At 72.0% G+C, this 18,742-nt stretch carries 18 protein-coding genes; 2 read left to right on the top strand and 16 right to left on the bottom strand.

All coding sequences use genetic code 11. The features are described from left to right. Positions 1-7: 7 nt before the first annotated feature. Together ACFQUZ_RS22995 and ACFQUZ_RS22990 are read right to left on the bottom strand one after the other, a co-directional pair. On the bottom strand, positions 8-877 hold the full coding sequence (locus ACFQUZ_RS22995) for a hypothetical protein (RefSeq protein ID WP_377445762.1): 870 nt from the start codon (positions 875-877) through the stop codon (positions 8-10). A 104-nt stretch (positions 878-981) separates the two neighbouring features. After that, the gene (locus ACFQUZ_RS22990; protein WP_377445760.1) at positions 982-2,358 is read right to left on the bottom strand and encodes an FAD-binding protein; all 1,377 of its coding nucleotides are present in this window, start codon (positions 2,356-2,358) and stop codon (positions 982-984) included. 81 nt (positions 2,359-2,439) lie between these two features. Here ACFQUZ_RS22990 and ACFQUZ_RS22985 point away from each other — a divergent pair, with 81 nt between their 5' ends. Next, positions 2,440-4,557 carry a S9 family peptidase gene (locus tag ACFQUZ_RS22985; protein WP_377445758.1) on the top strand — a complete coding sequence of 706 codons (2,118 nt, stop codon included), beginning with the start codon at positions 2,440-2,442 and terminating at the stop codon, positions 4,555-4,557. Between the two features lie 112 nt (positions 4,558-4,669). Here ACFQUZ_RS22985 and ACFQUZ_RS22980 read toward each other — a convergent pair whose 3' ends face one another. The 4 genes from ACFQUZ_RS22980 to ACFQUZ_RS22965 are packed head-to-tail and all read right to left on the bottom strand — an operon-like array spanning position 4,670 to position 8,485. Continuing rightward, on the bottom strand, positions 4,670-5,650 hold the full coding sequence (locus ACFQUZ_RS22980) for a threonine/serine dehydratase (protein WP_377445756.1): 981 nt from the start codon (positions 5,648-5,650) through the stop codon (positions 4,670-4,672). Between the two features lie 53 nt (positions 5,651-5,703). Next, the gene (locus tag ACFQUZ_RS22975) at positions 5,704-7,254 is read right to left on the bottom strand and encodes an ABC transporter permease (protein ID WP_377445754.1); all 1,551 of its coding nucleotides are present in this window, start codon (positions 7,252-7,254) and stop codon (positions 5,704-5,706) included. Next, positions 7,251-7,952, bottom strand: coding sequence for an ABC transporter ATP-binding protein (locus tag ACFQUZ_RS22970; RefSeq protein ID WP_377445752.1), 702 nt, complete (start codon positions 7,950-7,952; stop codon positions 7,251-7,253). The genes ACFQUZ_RS22975 and ACFQUZ_RS22970 overlap by 4 nt, the downstream gene beginning before the upstream one ends. Beyond that, on the bottom strand, positions 7,949-8,485 hold the full coding sequence (locus ACFQUZ_RS22965; protein WP_377445750.1) for a PadR family transcriptional regulator: 537 nt from the start codon (positions 8,483-8,485) through the stop codon (positions 7,949-7,951). Before ACFQUZ_RS22965 ends, ACFQUZ_RS22970 begins: the two co-directional genes overlap by 4 nt. Before the next feature lie 168 nt (positions 8,486-8,653). Between ACFQUZ_RS22965 and ACFQUZ_RS22960 the strand changes: the two genes are divergently transcribed. Further along, the gene (locus tag ACFQUZ_RS22960; protein ID WP_377445748.1) at positions 8,654-9,004 is read left to right on the top strand and encodes a DoxX family protein; all 351 of its coding nucleotides are present in this window, start codon (positions 8,654-8,656) and stop codon (positions 9,002-9,004) included. Between the two features lie 84 nt (positions 9,005-9,088). Here the strand turns inward: ACFQUZ_RS22960 and ACFQUZ_RS22955 are convergent, their stop codons facing one another. The 10 genes from ACFQUZ_RS22955 to ACFQUZ_RS22910 all read right to left on the bottom strand — a co-directional run bounded on the left by ACFQUZ_RS22955 (position 9,089) and on the right by ACFQUZ_RS22910 (position 18,601). Further along, positions 9,089-10,651: a DUF6297 family protein gene (locus ACFQUZ_RS22955; protein ID WP_377445746.1), complete on the bottom strand. Its 1,563-nt coding sequence runs from the start codon at positions 10,649-10,651 to the stop codon at positions 9,089-9,091. A gap of 64 nt (positions 10,652-10,715) precedes the next feature. Beyond that, positions 10,716-11,336, bottom strand: a complete 621-nt coding sequence (locus ACFQUZ_RS22950; protein ID WP_377445744.1) for an ATP-binding cassette domain-containing protein — start codon at positions 11,334-11,336, stop codon at positions 10,716-10,718. Positions 11,337-11,387: 51 nt separating this feature from the next. Then, the gene (locus tag ACFQUZ_RS22945; protein ID WP_377445742.1) at positions 11,388-11,990 is read right to left on the bottom strand and encodes a hypothetical protein; all 603 of its coding nucleotides are present in this window, start codon (positions 11,988-11,990) and stop codon (positions 11,388-11,390) included. Beyond that, positions 11,987-12,862, bottom strand: a complete 876-nt coding sequence (locus ACFQUZ_RS22940) for an ATP-binding cassette domain-containing protein (protein WP_377445740.1) — start codon at positions 12,860-12,862, stop codon at positions 11,987-11,989. The genes ACFQUZ_RS22945 and ACFQUZ_RS22940 overlap by 4 nt, the downstream gene beginning before the upstream one ends. A gap of 27 nt (positions 12,863-12,889) precedes the next feature. Further along, positions 12,890-14,428: a SpoIIE family protein phosphatase gene (locus ACFQUZ_RS22935; RefSeq protein WP_377445738.1), complete on the bottom strand. Its 1,539-nt coding sequence runs from the start codon at positions 14,426-14,428 to the stop codon at positions 12,890-12,892. Next, entirely contained in the window at positions 14,418-15,908 is a 1,491-nt protein-coding gene (locus tag ACFQUZ_RS22930; RefSeq protein ID WP_377445736.1) for an ATP-binding protein, read from the bottom strand. The genes ACFQUZ_RS22935 and ACFQUZ_RS22930 overlap by 11 nt, the downstream gene beginning before the upstream one ends. Next, positions 15,881-16,900 carry a SpoIIE family protein phosphatase gene (locus tag ACFQUZ_RS22925; protein WP_377445734.1) on the bottom strand — a complete coding sequence of 340 codons (1,020 nt, stop codon included), beginning with the start codon at positions 16,898-16,900 and terminating at the stop codon, positions 15,881-15,883. The genes ACFQUZ_RS22930 and ACFQUZ_RS22925 overlap by 28 nt, the downstream gene beginning before the upstream one ends. Continuing rightward, positions 16,897-17,316: an ATP-binding protein gene (locus tag ACFQUZ_RS22920; protein ID WP_377445732.1), complete on the bottom strand. Its 420-nt coding sequence runs from the start codon at positions 17,314-17,316 to the stop codon at positions 16,897-16,899. Before ACFQUZ_RS22920 ends, ACFQUZ_RS22925 begins: the two co-directional genes overlap by 4 nt. Positions 17,317-17,318: 2 nt before the next feature. Further along, positions 17,319-17,732: an STAS domain-containing protein gene (locus ACFQUZ_RS22915; RefSeq protein WP_377445730.1), complete on the bottom strand. Its 414-nt coding sequence runs from the start codon at positions 17,730-17,732 to the stop codon at positions 17,319-17,321. Continuing rightward, positions 17,732-18,601, bottom strand: coding sequence for an STAS domain-containing protein (locus tag ACFQUZ_RS22910; protein WP_377445728.1), 870 nt, complete (start codon positions 18,599-18,601; stop codon positions 17,732-17,734). The genes ACFQUZ_RS22915 and ACFQUZ_RS22910 overlap by 1 nt, the downstream gene beginning before the upstream one ends. Between the last annotated feature and the right edge of the window lie 141 nt (positions 18,602-18,742).

The following is an 18,742-nucleotide window of genomic DNA, read 5'->3' as shown; positions in this document are numbered from 1 at the left end:
GACCCGTTCAGTCGAGCCGGCGGGCCAGCGACAGGCAGGTGCCGAAGGCGTCTCGCAACCGGCGAAGATCGGCGTGGTTGACGGTGAACCGGTTCTCCCGGATCTCCCCGTCGGCGCCGAAACGGCTCTCCCAGGCCTGGGCAGAATCCCAGATGGCGAGGTTCACGTGCAGTTCCGTGGTGGCCGGTCCGCGCTCCAGCAGGAACACCCGGACGCCGGCATCCCGCTGCTCGTCGAGGAGGGATCGCAACTCGTCGGTCATCGCGGCGAAGAGAAAGATTCGGTTGATTTCCGCGCCACGGGCCAGTGCCGCCAGATTGGTCTTCCAGTAATCGCGCCCGGTTCCGCTTCGCCACCAGCTCAGCTCGCCACTGGCCCGGGGCAGCACATTGGTCACGGCGTCCAGCCGGGAAACCACAGCCCGCGTGCCCGCGAAGAGGTCCTGGCTGTCCGCGCCGGGCCGGATGATCCGACCCGCCCGGACCTGGTCCATTTCGGCGACCAGGAGTTCGCACCGGCGTCGCGCCTCCGCCGCGACCGGCGTGCCCGGATAGGTTTCCACCGCCGCACGGGCGCCCTCGGCGATCGACGTGACCGACGTGGGGAGCCACGGCGGTCCCTGCACGAGAGCCCGCAGGTGGAAGCGCCGCTCGGCCCGGGCGATCGAGTCGATCAGCAGCGAGATGGTGGTCCCCATCAACCCGGCCAGCAGCGACTCCACTCCGGACGCGGCGCCACTGAGATCGAGGGCGATCGACAGTGCGATGGACAGCAGGATGCCGACGACGGCCACCGGGTCGAGGTGGGTGAGGACACTTCGCCGACCCGCCGCCGCACGTCGGGCGACCGGCAGGACGCGGCGGACCGGCATCGCCATCTGCGGCTCCTCGCACGTCACGTGTTGTCCCTGTGACGGTAGGTCAGCGACGCAACGATGTCGCTCGCGATCGCGTGTCGACCCGCGTGCCGGGTCCTGACCCGTCAGAGCCCGCCCGGAAAGCGGCCGGGTGCCAGCCGATGGTCCGGATCGAACTGCTCCTTCACCCGACGGAGCAGCGACAGATCCGACCTGTCTCCCCACAGGTCGACGGAGCGGCGGACCGGCGGCGGCGCTGCCACCACCACACACCGGCCGGCACGAGCCAGTAGGACCGCGCGCACCGCCGTCAGGATGCCAGCCACTCGGTCGGGTGGCGTGGTGGCCGGCAACGCCGCGTGCACCACACCGAGCCCGGCCGATCCTCGGACCGGCAGCGGAGTGCCGGCGGCGTCACGGAGCGCGTAGACGGCGGCGTGCAGATCACCGATCGGCACCTCGATGCGGAGGGCGATGTCGGCCGGCCCGAACGGATACTGGCGCCACCAGGCCGGTGGTGCGGCGGACGTCCTGGCGTCGCCGCCCAGCAGGCGGCCGAGCCGGCCCACCCGTTCCGCGACGTCGGAGGGGCCGCCCTCGATCAGTACGGCCAGGGTGCCCGGACCGCGGGGGCCGGAGGGCCGGGGCCGACCGGTTCCCGCCGGGTGGCCGCTGCCCTGCCATGAGCCGTCGGCGGCACCGGCGACCCGCCAGGACGCGTACTGCTGGCCACCCGGCAGGTCGATCTCGATCGCGGCCGGTGCGATCGACCCGGACAGGATCTCGCCGACCAGGTCGTGCATCTCCAATGGCGTCCAGACCGACCGGGTCACCCAGAGTCGGCTGGCCGGCACGGCCTGCACCCGGAGCGTGGCCGAGACCAGCACCCCCAGAGCGCCGTGCGAACCGCAGAGCAGAGCGGCCAGCTCGCGACGAGCGTCCGGGCTGGCCGACCGTCCGCCGATCCGGTTGAGCGCTCCGCCAGCGTCGACGTAGCTCACCTCGGTGACCTGGGCGCAGGACGACCCGTGCCGGTGCCGCAACGGACCGGACTCGTCGGCCGCGACCACGCCCCCGACCGTTGCGCCCTCGGACGGGACATCGATGGCCAGCCGCTGGCCGGATCGCTCGAGCACCGCCTGGACAGCACGGACCGGCGTGCCGGCCCCCACCTCGGCGGTCAGCTCGCCGGTCGACCGGTGCCAGACCCCGGCGAGCCGGCCGGTGTCCAGCAGGATGTCGAGCTGCGCGGGCGGAGCGCCCCAGTCCAACTTGGTCCCGGCGCCGCGCGGGACCACGGAGAGGTCGTACTCGGCGGCGAGGCGAAGGATGTCGCCCACCGCGCGGGGCGAACCCGGCAGCGCGACCCAGCGTGCCGGCTGGCCCGCCACCTCGTCAGCGGCCCCCGCCGGTCGGGCGAAGTCGGCGCCGCATATGTCGGCCAGCCGCCGGCCGACGCCGGCCGACCCCGATCGGTTTCCCACACCCGTCACATCCCCCACTCGGCTATCGTACAGATGTTCGAATGCGTGGCAAGAGGGTGACCAATTCGACACGCTACGGCGAGCGGTAACGTGAGCGGCGTGACGACGCAGACGCCGACCGTGCCGGCCGCCAAGCGGATCCCCACCGAACGCAGCCACCACGGCGACACGGTGGTCGACGACTACGCCTGGCTGGCCGCGAAGGACGACCCGGACACCCTGGCCTATCTCAACGCGGAGAACGCCCACACCGAGGCGCACACGGCCCACCTCGCGGGCCTGCGGGAGAAGCTGTTCACCGAGACCCGTCAACGCACCCTGGAGACCGACCTGACGGTGCCGACCCGCAAGGGGCGTCACTGGTACTACACCCGCACGGTGGAGGGCCAGCAGTACGGCATCCACTGTCGCCGTCCGGTGGCCGAGGGGGAGACCGAGCCGCCGGCCACCGCCGACGCCGGCCCGCCGGCCGACGAGGAGATCCTGCTCGACGGCAACGCGCTGGCCGAGGGACACGAGTTCTTCGCGATCGGCGCGTTCGACGTCAGCCCGGACGGCCGCTGGCTCGCCTACTCCACCGACTTCGCCGGAGACGAGCGGTTCACGCTCCGGATCAAGGATCTGGCCAGTGGTGAGCGGCTGGCCGACGAGGTGCCGGACACCTTCTACGGCACCGCCTGGTCGGCCGACGGCACGACGCTGTTCTACCTGACCGTGGACGAGGCGTGGCGGCCGCACCGGGTGTGGCGGCACCGCGTCGGCTCGCCGGCCGCCGAGGACGTCGTGGTCTTCCAGGAGGACGACGAGCGGTTCTGGGTCGGGGTCTCGCTGAGCCGCTCCGAGAAGTTCATCGTCGTCGACATCCACAGCAAGGTGACGAGCGAGGTCCGGGTCATCCCGGCGAGCGACCCGACCGGCGAGCCGGCGATCGTCGCGCCCCGGCGACAGGGCATCGAATACTCGGTCGAGCACCATGCCGACCCCACCGACCCGGGGCGTTTCCTGATCCTGCACAACGACGGTGCCGAGGACTTCGCCCTGGCCTGGACGCCGGCCGACGCACCCGGCGACTGGATTCCGTTGATCGAGCACACACCCGGCACCCGGTTGGAGTCCGTCGACGCGTTCGCCAACCATCTGGTCGTCTCGTTGCGTACGGCCGGGCTGACCGGGCTCCGGGTGCTGCCCGTCGGCAGCACCGACTCGTACGACATCGACTTCCCGGAGCCGATCTACTCTGTCGGGCTGGACAGCAACCCCGAGTACCGGACCGACACGGTACGGCTGCACTACGCCTCACTCGTCACCCCGGACTCGGTCTACGACTTCGACCTGGTGACGCGGGATCTGCTGCTGCGCAAGCGCAGGCCGGTGCTGGCCGGCCCGGACGGGCGCGCGTTCGACCCGACCGACTACGAACAGCACCGTGACTGGGCGCTGGCCGAGGACGGCAGCCGCATCCCGATCTCCCTGGTCTGCAAGGCGGGTACGCCCCGGGACGGCTCCGCGCCCTGTGTGCTCTACGGCTACGGCTCGTACGAGACGAGCCTCGACCCGTGGTTCTCGGTCCCGCGTCTGTCCATGTTGGATCGCGGGGTGGTGTTCGCCGTGGCGCACGTGCGGGGCGGCGGCGAACTGGGCCGGCGGTGGTACGACGAGGGCAAACTGCTGGCGAAGAAGAACACCTTCACCGACTTCGTGGCCGTGGCCCGGCACCTGAGCACGTCCGGCTGGACCGCGACGGACCGGTTGGTGGCGCGGGGCGGTTCGGCCGGCGGCCTGCTGATGGGCGCGGTCGCGAACCTGGCCCCGGACGCGTTCGCCGGCATCGTGGCCGAGGTGCCGTTCGTCGACCCGCTGACCTCGGTGCTGGACCCGTCGCTACCGCTCACGGTGACCGAGTGGGAGGAGTGGGGCAACCCGCTCGCCGACCCGGAGGTCTACGCCTACATGAGGTCCTACTCGCCGTACGAGAACGTGCGTGCCGTGCGTTACCCGGCAATCCTGGCGGTGACCAGCCTGAACGACACCCGCGTGCTGTATCACGAGCCGGCGAAGTGGATCGCCCGGCTGCGCGCGGTCGCCCCCGAGGGGCAGTACCTGCTCAAGACCGAGATGGAGGCGGGGCACGGCGGGCCGAGCGGCCGGTACGACACCTGGCGTGAGGAGGCGTTCGTGATCGCCTGGATCCTCGACCGCTTCCACCTAACAAACTAACCCCCCGCCCCCCGCTCCCCGCCCCCCGGGGCCGCCCCCCGGGGCCGCCCCCCTGGGGTTGATCAAGAGGTTCGCGTCAGATTTCCGCGAGAATCCGACGCGAACCTCTTGATCAACCCGCCGGAGGAGCTGTCAGAGGAGCCGTCAGAGGAGCCGTCAGCGCCTCGGTCAGCCGGGCGGGCTCGATGTTGCCGCCGGTCACCACGGCCACGGTGGGGCCGGTCGGCAGGTCGGCGGCGCGGAACAGCGCGGCGGCGGGAGCCACCGCGCCGCTGGGCTCCACCACGAGGCGGCTGTCCCGGGCCAGCCGGGCCAGGGCCTCCCGGATCTCGTCCTCGGTCACCGTCACGATGCCGTCCAGCCGTTCTCGCAGGTGGGCGAGGGTGAGTTCGGACAGGTTGGTGCGCAGACCGTCGGCGCTGGTCCGATAGGTCAGTTCGGGCTCCCAGATCACCAGTTCGCCGGCCGTGAGCGAGGCGTGCGCGTCGGCGGCCAGGTCCGGCTCGACCCCGATCACGGTTACCTCCGGCCGGAGCGCCTTGACGGCGGTGGAGACGCCCGAGGCCAGCCCGCCGCCGCCCACTGGCACCAGCACCACCGCGAGGTCCGGCAGGTCGGCGACGATCTCCAGGCCGATGGTGCCCTGCCCGGCGATGATCCGGCGATCGTCGTACGGAGGGACGAGGGTGGCCCCGGTCCGGGCGACGACCCGCTCGGCCTCGGCCAGCCGGCGGGCGTGGTCCACCAGGATCACCTCGGCCCCGAGCCGCCGGACCTGCTCGATCTTGATTGCCGGCGCGCCCTCGGGGATCACCACGACGCACGGAATGCCGGCCGCGGCGGCCGCCCAGGCGAGCGCCTGCCCGTGGTTGCCAGAGGAGTGCGTGACCACTCCCCGCGCGCGCTGCTCGGCGGTGAGCCGGCTGATCGCGTTCGTCGCGCCGCGCAGCTTGAACGAGCCGACGGGTTGCAGGCTCTCCGGCTTGAGGTAGAGCCGGTCGTCCCACCGGCAGGGCAGCAACGGGGTGCGGACGACCCGGCCGGCGATGGCGTCGGCCGCCCCCCGCACGTCATCGAGCGTTACGAGATCCATCCCGCAATCGTGCCACCGCGCGGGAGGGTCCTTTGCCAGCGGCCCTTCCTCGCTCAGCCGACGCGCAGTTCCTCGATGGTGGTGCTGGCGCGCAGGAAGAGCAGGCCGATGGCCACGGTGGCGAGGACCGCGGCGAGCGCGCCGCCGCCCAGCAGCGCCAGTTGCTCCAGCGGCACGTCCACCACCCGGCTGACCTCGGTCCAGCGGGTGTGCTGCCATGCCTTCTCGGGGTCCTGGCACACCGGTCCGGACACCGCCGGGTCACAACTCCCGGTCCGCTCGGTCACCCGGTCGCCACCTGCCATGCGGCCCAGCACCTGACCCACGGTCACCGCCACCAGGATCGCCGGCAACGCCGGTGCGAGCACCTGCCAGGCGATCGACCGGCCGAGGGTCCGGCGTGGCACACCGGTGGCGACCAGGGCGGCGTAGGTGCGCCGCCGCGACACGATGCCCTCGGCGACAGCGACCAGCAGACCGCCGGCCGCGATGATCATCGCGACGACGACCGCGATGTTGATGAGGTCCATGGTTTGCACGTAGAACGGATCAGGCTCGACCATCACCGGCGGCAGCCCGTTGGCCTCGGCGTCGAGCCGCTGCATCTCGGCGCGCACCTCGTCGGTGGTGACGAAGTAGGCCCGGAACGCCGCCGCCCCGGCACCGAAGATGAGGCAGGCCAGCAGCGCGGTGAAGGTGCGGCTGCCGGACCAGGGGTCGGCGAGCAGCCGGCGCGCGGCGAGCAGCGCCGCCGGCCGCCGGGCCGTCCGGTGCAGCAGCCGCCCGACGGTGTACGAGATCCAGGCCGCCCCGGTCACCACGCCGAGCATGGCCAGCAGGCTGCCGCCGGCCAGCAGGGTGGCGAACAGCCAGACCGGCGGTTCCCGATCGGTCCGTCCGTACCACTCGTACAGCGGCTTGGCAGCCCCGATCACGACCAGTCCGAGCACGATCAGGATCCCCGGCAGCGATCCCGGTGCCCTCGTCCGGGTGGTGGAGCGGACCGTGCCGAACGGGCTGACCGTCACCCGGCGCAGCAGGATCGCGGTCGCCAGGGCGGCGAGCAACGGCAGGCCGAGCACCACGACGGCCAGCACCCAGGCCGGCGGCAGCACGTCGGTCGGCAGGGCGAGCTTGCCGTCCGCTCCCGGCCGGTCGAGCAGCCGGCGGCCGACCAGGTACGTCGCCAGGCCGGCCGCGGAGCCGAACAGGCTGGCCAGGCCGGCCTCGGCGACGGCGAGCAGGACGGTCTGCCCGGGTGTCGCGCCGGCCAGCCGGATCGCGGCGAGCCGGCGGTCCCGGGCCGGGGCGCCGAGCCGGGCGCACTGGCCGGCCAGCGCCAGAATCGGGATCATCAGCAGCAGCATGGTGATGGCCACCCCGGGCCGCAGCCCGGGTTCGGCCAGCAGCGCGTTGCGGTACTGCTTGGACCATGCATCGCTGCCGGTCATACCCGGTGGGCCAGGGGTGGGAATCGCCAGCACGGTGGCGGCGGCCAGTGCCGCCAGCGTCGCCAGCAGGGCGCTGAACGCGGTGAGCAGCACCCGCAGGCCGTCCGTGCGGGTGCCGGCCAGGGCGAGCCGGACCAGGGTGGTCGGCCTCACCGCAACCGGCCCGTCAGCGGCTCACCGAGGCCCAGCCCGGTCTGGTCGAGCTGGCCGTCGCGCAGCGCGATCTCGCGATCCGCGTACGCCGCGATCCGTGGCTCGTGGGTGACCAGCAGGACCGTGGTCCGCTGGTCACGGGCCACCCGGATGAGCTGGCCGAGCACCTGCTCGCCGGTGAGCGTGTCCAGCGCGCCGGTCGGCTCGTCGGCGAACAGCACCCGCGGCTCGGTGATCAATGCCCGCGCCACGGCGCAGCGCTGTTGCTGGCCACCGGACATCTCGCCAGGGCGCTTGTCCGCCAGATCAGCGACGCCGAGCCGGTCCAGCCAGGTCAGTGCCGCCGTCCGCGCCTCTCGCCGCCCCGTGCCGGCGAGCAGCAGCGGCAGCGCCACGTTCTCCGCCGCGGTCAGCTCTGGCACGATCTGCCCGAACTGGAACAACACCCCGAACTCGGTACGTCGGAGCCGGGAGCGGGCCGCCTCGGACCAGGTGTCGATCCGGTGCTCGCCGTAGTGCACCTCGCCCGCGTCCGGGCGCAGGATGCCGGCCAGGCAGTGCAGCAGGGTGGACTTGCCACACCCGCTGGGGCCGGTGACCGCGACGATCTCGCCCTCGGCCACCTCCATGGTCACGCCGCGCAGGGCCGGTGTCAGCCCGTACGAGCGGACCACCCCTCGGGCTCGCAGCAGGGTCATGCGCGCACCTCCCGGTGCCAGTCGGCGACCCGGTCCAGGGTGGTTTCCAGCCACCGCAGATCCGCGTCGAGATGAACGATGGCGAAGTCGGCGGCGATGACGTCGCCGAGGTTGGCGTTCGGGTCGGTCATGATCCGGGTCAGCTCCCGGAGCCGTTCGGTATGGGCCCGCCGCTGGGCAATCAGGTAGCCCCGGGCGTGCTCGACGTCGGCGACCAGGAGCGCCACCACGACCTTGGCGAGCAGCGTGCTGCTGACGTAGGGGACCGGTGGCTCCACCTCGCCGAGCCAGGCTGCCACCCGTTCCCGTCCGGCCGCCGTGATGCCGTAGGACGTGCGGTCGGGCCCGGCGGCGCGGTCCTGGCCGGCCTGCTCCACGAGACCGTCCCGTTCGAGCCGGCCGAGGGTCGCGTAGACCTGGCCGTAGGGCAGCGGCTTGGCCCTCGGCAGCCGCTCGTCGTGAGCGCGCTTGAGCTGGTAGCCGTGCAGCGGACCGGCGGCCAGCAGGCCGAGCAGCACGTGCGCGGTGGACATGGGTTCCACTATTCATTGAGTGAATAGCTCCCGTCAAGCGCCGTCGCCTGTCACATCCGGTGGCGCTGTCCCGTCCATGACGCGACAACACTGCCGAACAAGGGGACCGATGACCGTGACGCCCACCCCGTACCGCCGCCGACACCGCACCGCCGGACGGTGGTCGCGGTGACCATCCAGGCCGACCCGGTGTGGCCGGTGCTCGCCCTGGCCGCCCTCCAACTGGTCGACGCGCTGCTGTGCGTCAAGCCGGTCGGATTCGTCGCGCGCTGCCTCGACGACGTCGGCTTCCCCCGGCGTTTCTGGCGGCTGCTGCCGCCGGTGAAGCTGGCCGCCTGCGCCGGACTGCTACTCGGCCTGGTGGTCCCCTACCTCGGCCTGGCGACCTGTCTGGCACTTGTGGCGTACTTCGCGGTGGCCGTCACCATGCACCTGCGCGCCCGCGACATCGGGCGCAACATCACGAACGCCGCACTGATCGGGCTCGCCTCGGCCGCGGTGGTCCTGTGCTTCACCTGACCACCGGGTGACACGGCGCAGACCACCGACGCGGCCCGCCGACCATCCGCCTGCGCCCGCGGCCGGACGGCCGGCCGCGGGTGGTCAGCGCCGCCGGCCGGCGTCGAGGAGGAACCAGGCCGCGCAGACCACTGACGCGACCGCCTGCCCGATCACCACCATCCAGGTCAGCGTCAGCCCGCCGAGCAGCGCGAGCAACGCCGGCAGTCCGAACAGCACGAACAGGTCCACGCCCGACAGCAGCCACAGCAGCGGACCGGTCGCCAGGGCACCCGCCGGTGTGTCGATGTGCGCCAGGTCGTGCCGGACGAAACCGGCCCGGGCGCGGCGCAACGCCGCCGTCCCGACTGTCGGCGCCAGCGCCACGCCCAGCGCCCACCACGGCCCCGGTCGCAGGTCACCGAACCGGCCCGCGAACGCCAGTGCCAGCACCGCCCAGCCGCCGGCCAGCAACGTCGGTACGACCAGACGCCCGGCCAGCGCCTGCCGCGCGGTGAGCCCGAGCAGGCGCAGCAGCGCCGGCTGGGCGCTGTCCTGCCGGACCGCGTCGGTGGTCGTCCCGGCCACCAGCAACGCGCCAAGCGCGACCACGAGGGCCGGCAGCCACCACGGTCCGGCGAACGCGACGGCCGGCGTACTGGCGGCCAGGGCCAGCGCGGCGAGCCGCACCGGGCGACGGCGCAGCACCAGCAGGTCGTGCTGGACGGGCAGCAGCCAGCGCGGCAGCCGGCGCAGCCGGACCGAACGCATGTGGCGGCGCTGCCAGTAGCGTCGCTGCTCCTGCTCGGCCAGAAATCCCGGCTCCGCCGCGATGGTGGCGTCGAGATAACCACCGCGAACCGTCGCGGCCTCGACCACCAGGTGCCCGGGAAACCGCCCGAGCAGCCACCCGACGAGGGCCGACAACCCGGCCACCGCCCCGGCCAGGAGCAGTCCCGCCATCAGGACGGCCGCGCCCGGCCGGATCAGACCGGCGACAACGGCGTCCGGCAACCCCGGGCCGGGCCGCCACAGTCCCGCCGCCACGGCGGTCGGCGGAATCGCCGCCAGCAGCACCGCCGCGTCGACGAGGCGGCCCGGCCGGCCATACCGCTGAGCGACCGTCGCGACCAGACCGACCACCCAGCCCAGGCCGACGCCGGCCAGCGACCAGGAGAGCACGGCGGCCACCTCGACCGGGCGCGGCGCCACCCGGCCCACCAGCAGCAGACCACCGACGGCGCCGAGCACCCCCATGCCGGCGAGCATCCCCAGCACTCCCGGCAGCAGCAGGCCACGCCGGGCCACCGGTGCCGGAAACAACCACGCGAGGTCCGCCCGGCCGATCGAGACCGGCCCGATCCGGCGCAGCACCGCGTACGCCAGGAGCGGCACCAGCGTGAGCAGGGCGGCCGACCGGTCGGCCGGCAACGCGGTCGGGGGCACCGGCTGGTCCGGCCAGAACTCCCCCACCAGCGGCTCGCCGATCATCGCCCCGCCGACAAGCACGGTCAGCAGCACCACGTACGCCGTGCCGAAGGCACCCTCGGCGCCCCCGGCCCGCCTGCGACGACGGACCCAGCGGCGCAGCCGCCACGCCGCGACGGCGCCCACCGGTGTGACGGCGGCGGTCCGGGACGGCGCGGTTTCCGCGGCGCGGACGCTCACAGAACTGCCTTCGTTCGCGACTGGCGCTGAGCCCTGTCTCGCAAAACCGGCTCGCTCCTCGCGCTCACAGTGCCACTCGGTCGCCGCCGACCTCGTCGGCGAACGCCGGATCGTGGCTGGCCATCAGCAGGGTGCCGCCATCGGTCACGTACCGTCGCAGCAGGTCCGCCACCGTACGCTTGATGGTCGTGTCCAGCCGCTGCTCCGGTTCGTCAAGGATCAACAGCCGGCTGGGCCGGACCAGCACCGCCGCAAGCATCAACCGTTGCCGCTGGCCGGACGAGAGGTTCAGCGGGGCGCCGTCCGCCACCTCGGTCAACCCCAGCGACTCGAACAGCTCGTCGATCACGCCGTCCCCCGGGTCGGCGCCGTTCGCCATCCGGATCAGCTCGGCGTGCTCCCGCACCGTAAGTCCGTGATACCAACTCGGGTTCTCCACCGTCGTCGCCACCGCCCGCCAGAACTCCACCGACCGGCCCGGCCGCTCGTCGAACACGTCGACCGTCCCGGCGTCCGGGGCCTGCAGGCCCGCCACGCAGCGCAGCAGCGTCGACTTGCCCGTGCCGTTCTCGCCCGTCAGGCAGGTGGCCGCGCCTTTCCCGGCCGCCAACTCAAAGCCGTCGAAGACGACGGTCGACCCGTACGAGACGAGGAGATCCCGGACCGATACAGCGGCTTCCGACACAAAGATCAGTATGTCAAACGCGGTAAATAGTCCCCTGCCAACAAGCCAACCTCAGTCACCGGACACATCCCGGTGGACCGCGACGGCCGCGCCGAGCAACGCCAGCACCGCCCAGGACACGGCGATCAGCAGCCGCTGTCGATCGCCGGTACTGATCCCGAGCAGTGCCGAGAACGGCAGCGGCGCCGACAACCTGCCGAGCAGGCCCTCGGCGAGAACGATCCAACCGGCGACCGCCAGGAACAGCCACGCCGGCCGGCGTACGACCGCCGTCACGGCCGCCCCCAGCACGGCGGTCAACGACACGGCGATCAAGTTGTTCGCGTACCGATCTCCCTCGCCCCTCGCGAGCACCGCGACGCCGCTCGTGGCGGCGAACCCGACGGCGACCAGGACGGCGGTGATGACCTGTCCCGCCAGCACCGGCAACCGGCCGGGACGGGCCAGATAGAGCAGAACCGCGGTGCGGTGTTGGTGATGCTGGGCGACCACCATGACCGCGAACGCGAACGCCCCCAGCCAGACGAGGAGGCTCCACCCGTCGATGTTGACCCAGCCGACCAGAGCGGCGAGCGGCACGGACACCGCCAGGGAGGCCCGACTGGACCGCACGGTGGCCATGCGGTGCAGTTCGCTGCCGACCAACGCGATCATCGGGCCGCCAGGTCGAGGAAGATCTGTTCCAGGTTCGGCGTCTCGATCGACAGTTCGTAGATGGGGACCCGGGCCCCGAACGCGATCTCACCCGCGTCCTCCGGGGACAGCCCCGAGACGTGCAACGCCGCCCCGTCGGCACTGACCCGGCCACCGGCCCGTTCGTACGCCTGCCAGAGGCGCCCGGGATCGCGACCCCGGACGCGCAGCCGCCGGACCGCGGCGCGGTACAGGGTGTCGAGCGGCGCCGCGTACCGGATCCGACCGTCGGCGACAACGACCACGTCGTCGACCAGTTGGTCCAACTCGGCCAGTAGGTGGCTTGAGATGAGGACGGTTCCGCCCCTACCGGCATGCTCACGCAGCAACCGTCGCAGCCATGCCATGCCCTCAGGGTCGAGCCCGTTCGCCGGCTCGTCGAGTACCAGCACCGGAGGATCGCCGAGCAGCGCGGTCGCCATCGCGAGCCGCTGCCGCATGCCCAACGAGTAGTCGCCACTGCGCCGGTCGGCGGCATGCGTCAGGCCGACGTGCTCAAGCAGCACGTCCACCCGGGACCGGGGCACCCCGGCCAGGACCGCGTGGCTGACGAGATGCGCCCGCCCGGTCTGGCCGGGATGGTTGATGCCCTGGTCCAGCACCGCGCCCACCTGCTGTGCCGGGTTCCGCAGATCCCGGAACCGACGGTTGTTGACCAACGCTGTGCCGGAGGTCGGCCGGCTCAGCCCGAGCAGCATCCGCAGGGTGGTGGTCTTTCCCGAGCCGTTGAGGCCGAGGAAACCGGTCACCCGGCCGGACGCGGCGGTGAACGTGATCCGGTCCACGGCGCGGACGCGACCGTACACCTTGGTGAGATCACGGGTCTCGATCATCGCGACATTATCGCCGCGGGTTCCTTTTCACCGGCGGCGGAGGGCGACCACCGCGACATCGTCCTGGATCTCCGGCGGGGCCAGCTCCGTCAACAGGCGTTCGCAGAACCGGTCGAGGTCGTCCTCGACGTGCCTTGCGGATTGGGCCAACGCCCGCAGCCCCTCGTCGATTGTGGCGTCCCGGCGCTCGATCAGCCCGTCGGTGTAGAGCACAAGCGTCGCGCCGGGCGGCAGCTCGAACTCCAGATCCGCCGGACGATCCGCCAGTACGCCGAGCAGCGCCGCCCGATGGTCCAGGAACTCCACCCGCCCGTCGGCGAGCACCAACGGCGGGAGGTGGCCGGCCGTGGCCATCCGCACCCGGCCGCTCGGCGGATGCAGCAGCAGGACGCAGACCGTGGCCAGCTCGCCCGGCAGCAGGGTGCGCATCAGGTGATCGACCCGGGCCAGCATCTCACCCGGCTGGTGCCCCTCCACGGCGTACGCCCGCAGGGCGTGGCGAAGCTCCGCCATCACGGTCGCGGCGTGCAACGAGTGTCCCGCCACGTCGCCGATCGCCATGAGCAGGTGCCCGTCGAGCATCACCAGCTCGTAGAAGTCGCCGCCGATCTCGGTGTCGGCGCTCGCCGGCTCGTAGCGCACCGCCAGGTCGAGGCCGGCTATCGTCGGGATCTGGCGGGGCAGCAGGCTGCGTTGCAGGGTCACCGCGATCCGGTGTTCCTCGTCGTACGACCGCTGCGCCTCAACCGCCGCGGCGATCGCCTGGGTGAGCTGGATGAGCACCGGGGTGCCCGGCGTCTGGCCGCTCGCCGGCACCGCGACGTACAGCGGCGCCCGATCCGGCCGCAGTCGGGCGGCGGCGACGGTCACCTCCTCCTCGCCGTCCCAGTCGAGCACCGCCCAGTCCCGCGCCGGGCCGACCCGTACGGTGGAGCCGACCGGCACTCCGGTGTCGTCGACGATCCAGGGTCTGATCTCCGGTGGCTGGTCCGGTCCCAGCGCCACGCCGGCCAGGCATTCGCCGTCGGATGTCTCCGCGATGACGGCGACCGGAGCCTTGAAGATCCGCACTCCACCCGCCGCCGCCACCTCCAGCAACTGGGCGAACGAGGACGCGACAGTCACCGCGAGAGTGGTGTCGGCGAGCATGCGGAGCCGGTCGGCGAGCAGTTCGGCCCGTTGCCGGGCGCGGTAGTAGCGCAGTACGGCCTGCGCGGTGGCGACCAGTTCCTCGGGCTCGATCGGCTCGACGAGATACGCGTCGGCGCCCCGGGTCAGCCCTTGGGCGCGATCGGCCACGTCCACCGCGTGCGCCGACACGTGGATCACCGGCATCGCCTCGTCTGCCGCCTTTATCCGCTCGCAGACGTCATAGCCGCTCATGTCCGGCAGCCGGACGTCGAGGACCACGAGGTCGATATCCCCGGCGCCGGCCCGGTCCAGCGCCGCCGCTCCGGTCTCCGCCTCACGGACCGCGAAACCGGCCCGCGTCAGCCAGTTGACAAGCAGATATCGCTTGGTGGCGCTGTCGTCGACCACGAGGAGAGTCGCCGGTTCATTCTCCACGGTCGGCTCCGGACACCGGCAGGACGACAACGAAGGTGCTGCCACGGCCCGGTTCGCTCGTCAGGTCCAGGGTGCCGCCGAGCAGGGTGACCAGCCGCCGGGCGTACGGCAGTCCGAGACCGGTGCCGGTGGCACGGCTACCCGGCACCTGGTAGAACTCCTCGAAGATCCGTCCGTGCAGCTCGGTGGGGATGCCGACCCCGGTGTCGGTGACGGACAGCCGCCACCGGTCCCCGACACGTTCGGCCCACAGCCGGACCTCTCCGCGTTCGGTGAACTTGAGCCCGTTGTGCAGCAGGTTGCGCAGCACCTGGGAAAGCAACACCTCGTCGGAGCGGATGACCGCCGGTTCGGGTGGCTCCGCCACGACCAGCTCCACGTCCGGGTCGGTGGCCAGCGCGCGCAACGTGCCGCGCAACTGCCCGAAGACGACCCGCAGGTCCACCTCCGCCCAGCTGGGCTCGATCCGCCCGGACTCCGCCTTGGCGAGGTCGAGCAGGTCGTTGACCAGGGACAGCAGGTCGGCCGCCGAGCCGCGGATCAGCTCGACCTGGCGGGACTGCTCGGCGGTCAGCGGATCCGACGCGGAGTCGGCCAGCAGCCTCCCGAGACCCATGATCGCCGTCACCGGAGCCCGTAGCTCGTGGCTCACGTTGGCCAGGAATCGACTCTTGGCCTCGCTCGCCGCACGCAACTGTGCCGACTTCTCGTCCAGCTCGGCATAGAGCGCCACCACCCCCTGGTTGGTGGCCTCGAGTTCCTCGGAGAGCTGGGAGTAGAGGGCCATCACGCCGCGGTTGGTGTCCTGCAGTTCCCGATTCAGCACGGCGAGTTCGTCCCGTTGGCTGCGCACCTCGTCCAGGGCGGTGATCAGTTGGTCGTTCTGGAGGGCAAGCTCCTCCAGCGGCGTGCCGGGCAGATGCTGGCTCAGCGCCGTGCGCAGTTCCGCGATCCGCTCCTTGTCGAGCGGACGCGTGGCCGGCGGGATACGGCGGGACATCCGTACGACCGTAACCCGCTCCTCGTCGCTGATCACGAGTTCGTCCACGAGCCGGGGCACGGTTGCCGCCGGGCCGGACCGCAGTTCGGGCACGGGGCCGGAGGCGGTCAGGTCGATCCATAGCGCGGCGTCCGATCGGTCCGTACCGGGAATGGCGCGGAATGTCACGTCAGCGCCACCAGCCTGCGCCAGCAGTTCCCGGGAGACCTCGCTGAGTGCGGTGGCGATCCGGATCTGGTCCTGGTATTCGAGACCGACGGCGGCGGCAACCTCCCGACCGCGCTGCCGGACCACGAAGATGTCGTGCTCCACCCGGATCAGGAACTGCAGTAGCGGCACCCCGGCCGCAATGCCACCCTCCGTCTCGACGCCCCCGTTCGCGCCGTCGGCTCCCGCGCCGTCGACGCCCCCGTCCACCGGACGGCTGCCGGCGGCGTCCCCGCCGTCGGCGGTCATCGCACCCTCGCCACGAGTACGCATGCGTCGTCACGGCGTACCCCGGAATCACGCAGGATGGTCGCCGCCACCACCAGCGGCGCCCGGCCGAGCAGGCCCGGGTAGTCCACCGCCTGCCAGCGGTCGACGACCCCGTCCGAATGCATCACCAGCACGGCGCCCGCCGGGTACGGGTACTCGTACTCCCGGACCTGGCGGCGCTGATGCCCGGCGATTCCGGGCAGCGAGACCAGGCCCCGCCGACTGCTCTCCGTCACCACCGACCCGGCGATGTTGCCGAGCCCGGCATACCGCAGCACACCGGCGGCGGCATCCGGCTCGGCCACCGCGAGCGCCGCCCCCCGAGTGTGGTTGATCGACTTGTGCAGGTGTTCGACCATGCCGGCTGGCGAGGCCGCCGGTCCGGTGAGGAACGCGCGCCGCGCTTCCTGGCTGGCAGCGGCGGCCAGCGGCCCGTGACCCAGTCCGTCGCTGACCAGCACCTGATGCCGTCCGGCCACGGTCCGCACCGCGTACCCGTCCCCGCTGACCTGCTCCCCGGTCAACGGTCGGGTCAGCCCGGCCGCCCAGGCCGGCTCGGGGGCGGGTCCCGTCCAGACCTGTGCCGTCACCACGGTCCCCCGGCCGGGCACCGAGTGGGCGTCGTACCAGGTCGCCTGGCGGGCGATGGATCCCAGGCCGACGCCAAGCGTCCCGGTGGTCGAGTGTCCGTCGCGCGACGAACCGGCCAGATCGGCCATGCCCGGTCCGGAGTCGATCCCCACCAGCTCGACACCGACCTGGACGGAGGTCCGCACCGGGCGCAGCAGCAGCGTGCCCTCCTGCGCGTGCTTCACCATGTTGCTGGCGAGTTCGGCCACCACGATGGAAAGGTCGGCCGTCCGCCGGTCGCCCAGGCCCAGGTCTGCGGCGAGCCGCTCGGCCGCCCGGCGAACCGTGCTACCGGCACTGCCCGACTCGACCCGGAACCAGACACCCTCGTCACCGATCCCGGCAGATGGCGCCACCGGGCTCATCTGGACCACTTGGTGGCGGTGATGCGGGTGCCCCGGCCGACGGCCGTGTCGATGTCGAACTCGTCGACCAGGCGGCGTGCCCCGCTGAGGCCGAGCCCCAGCCCCCCGCCCGTGGTGTAGCCGTCGGTGAGCGCCAGGTCCAGGTCGGCGATGCCCGGTCCCTCGTCGGCGAAGACGATCCGCACGCCGCGCCGCCGACCGTCCTCGAAGACGGCGACCTCCGCCGATCCGCCGCCGCCGTAGACCAGGGTGTTGCGGGCGAGTTCGCTGGCGGCGGTGACCAGCTTGGTCTGGTCGACAAGCGACAGCTTCGCCGCCACCGCGACGGTACGGACCAGTTGGCGGACCCGGACGACGTCCTCGTCGCCGGCGATCACCTGAACCTGCGGTCGGCCGAGATCGATCCCGGCGGTCATGACTACGACGCCACCGCTTCGTTGTCGGCGTGGCCCTCCGGCGCATCGTCGAGCCAGTCGTCGTCCCGGCTCGACGCGATCAGCTCCATCCCGCGCTCGACGTTCAACGCGGTGCGGATGCCGTGCAGCGAGAGGCCGAGTTCCACGAGGGTGATGGCCACCGCCGGGCGCATCCCGACGACCACGGTCTCGGCGTCGAGGACCTTGGACATCGAGGCGATGGTGGACAGCATCCGGCCGATGAACGAGTCGACGATGTCCAGCGCGGTGATGTCGATGATCACGCCGTGGCAGCCGGTCGCGACGATCCGTTCCGCGAGGTCTTCCTGTAACTGGAGGGCCGTCTGGTCCGACATGTCGACCTGGATGGAGACCAGCAGGATGTCGCCGATCTTCAGTACCGGTACCCGGTCCATCAGGTCTCCCGACGCGCCCGGCGCGCGGTGTCCACCCCGCTGAGCCGCAGGACGTGGCGGAGCGCGTCGGCCAGGCTGGCCTTGGTCACGATGTCGCCGAACTCGATGCCGAGCGCCACGATCGTCTGGGCGATCTGGGGTCGGATGCCCGAGATGATGCAGTCGGCACCCATCAGCCGGGCGGCCACCACGGTCTTCAGGACGTGCTGGGCGACCTGGGTGTCAACCGCGGGTACGCCGGTGATGTCGATGATCGCGTACGGCGAACCGGTGTCCACGAGCGTCTGCAGCAGGCGTTCCATGACCACCTGGGCACGCGCCGAGTCGAGGGTCCCGACCAAGGGGACCGCGACGACGCCCTCCCAGAGCTTCACCACCGGGGTGGACAGCTCCAACAGTTGCTCGGCCTGGTCGGCGATCAGTTCCTCGCGGGCACGCGAGTAGCTCTCGAAGGTGAACAGCCCCAGGTCGTCCACGAGCCGGCCGAATGTCACGAAATCGGCGAGTGTGCCGTCCCGCCCGCCGGCTTTTATCGCTTCCAGCAGGGCGTCCTTCAGGGCGAAAACGCTTATCGCCGTCTCGGTGGCGGAGAATCCCTGGCGGGCCCGGCCGCGGGACAGCTCGGACAGCACGGCACGTAGTTCCCGGGCGGTGTCGGCCTGCAGGTCCATCCCGTGCCCGCTGGCTCCGTCCCGGAGCGAACCGGTGAGCGCGTCGTGCAGTTCCCGTACCTGCCGCTCGACCTCACCCTGGCTCAACCGTCCCCGCAGCGAACCGGCAATGATCTCCGTCCACCGCTTGACGATCGAGTCGGTGTGTCGACCCAGCAGATCGGCGAACCGCCCGCTTTCCTCCGCGTTGAGCGCCACCGTTACCTCCCTGGCCCGGACCGGGCGGACTCTATCACCGGGAAACCATAGCTAGTTGCCGCGATGCAAGCAGCATCGGACGCCGGTTGGCGCCCGTCCTGCGCCGCCCCTGGCGGGTCGGGTACCGTTCGACCGATACCA

The organism is Plantactinospora sp. GCM10030261, assembly GCF_042666615.1.
Taxonomy (GTDB): Bacteria; Actinomycetota; Actinomycetes; order Mycobacteriales; family Micromonosporaceae; genus KBS50.
This window is presented reverse-complemented; position numbering and strand designations above follow the sequence as displayed.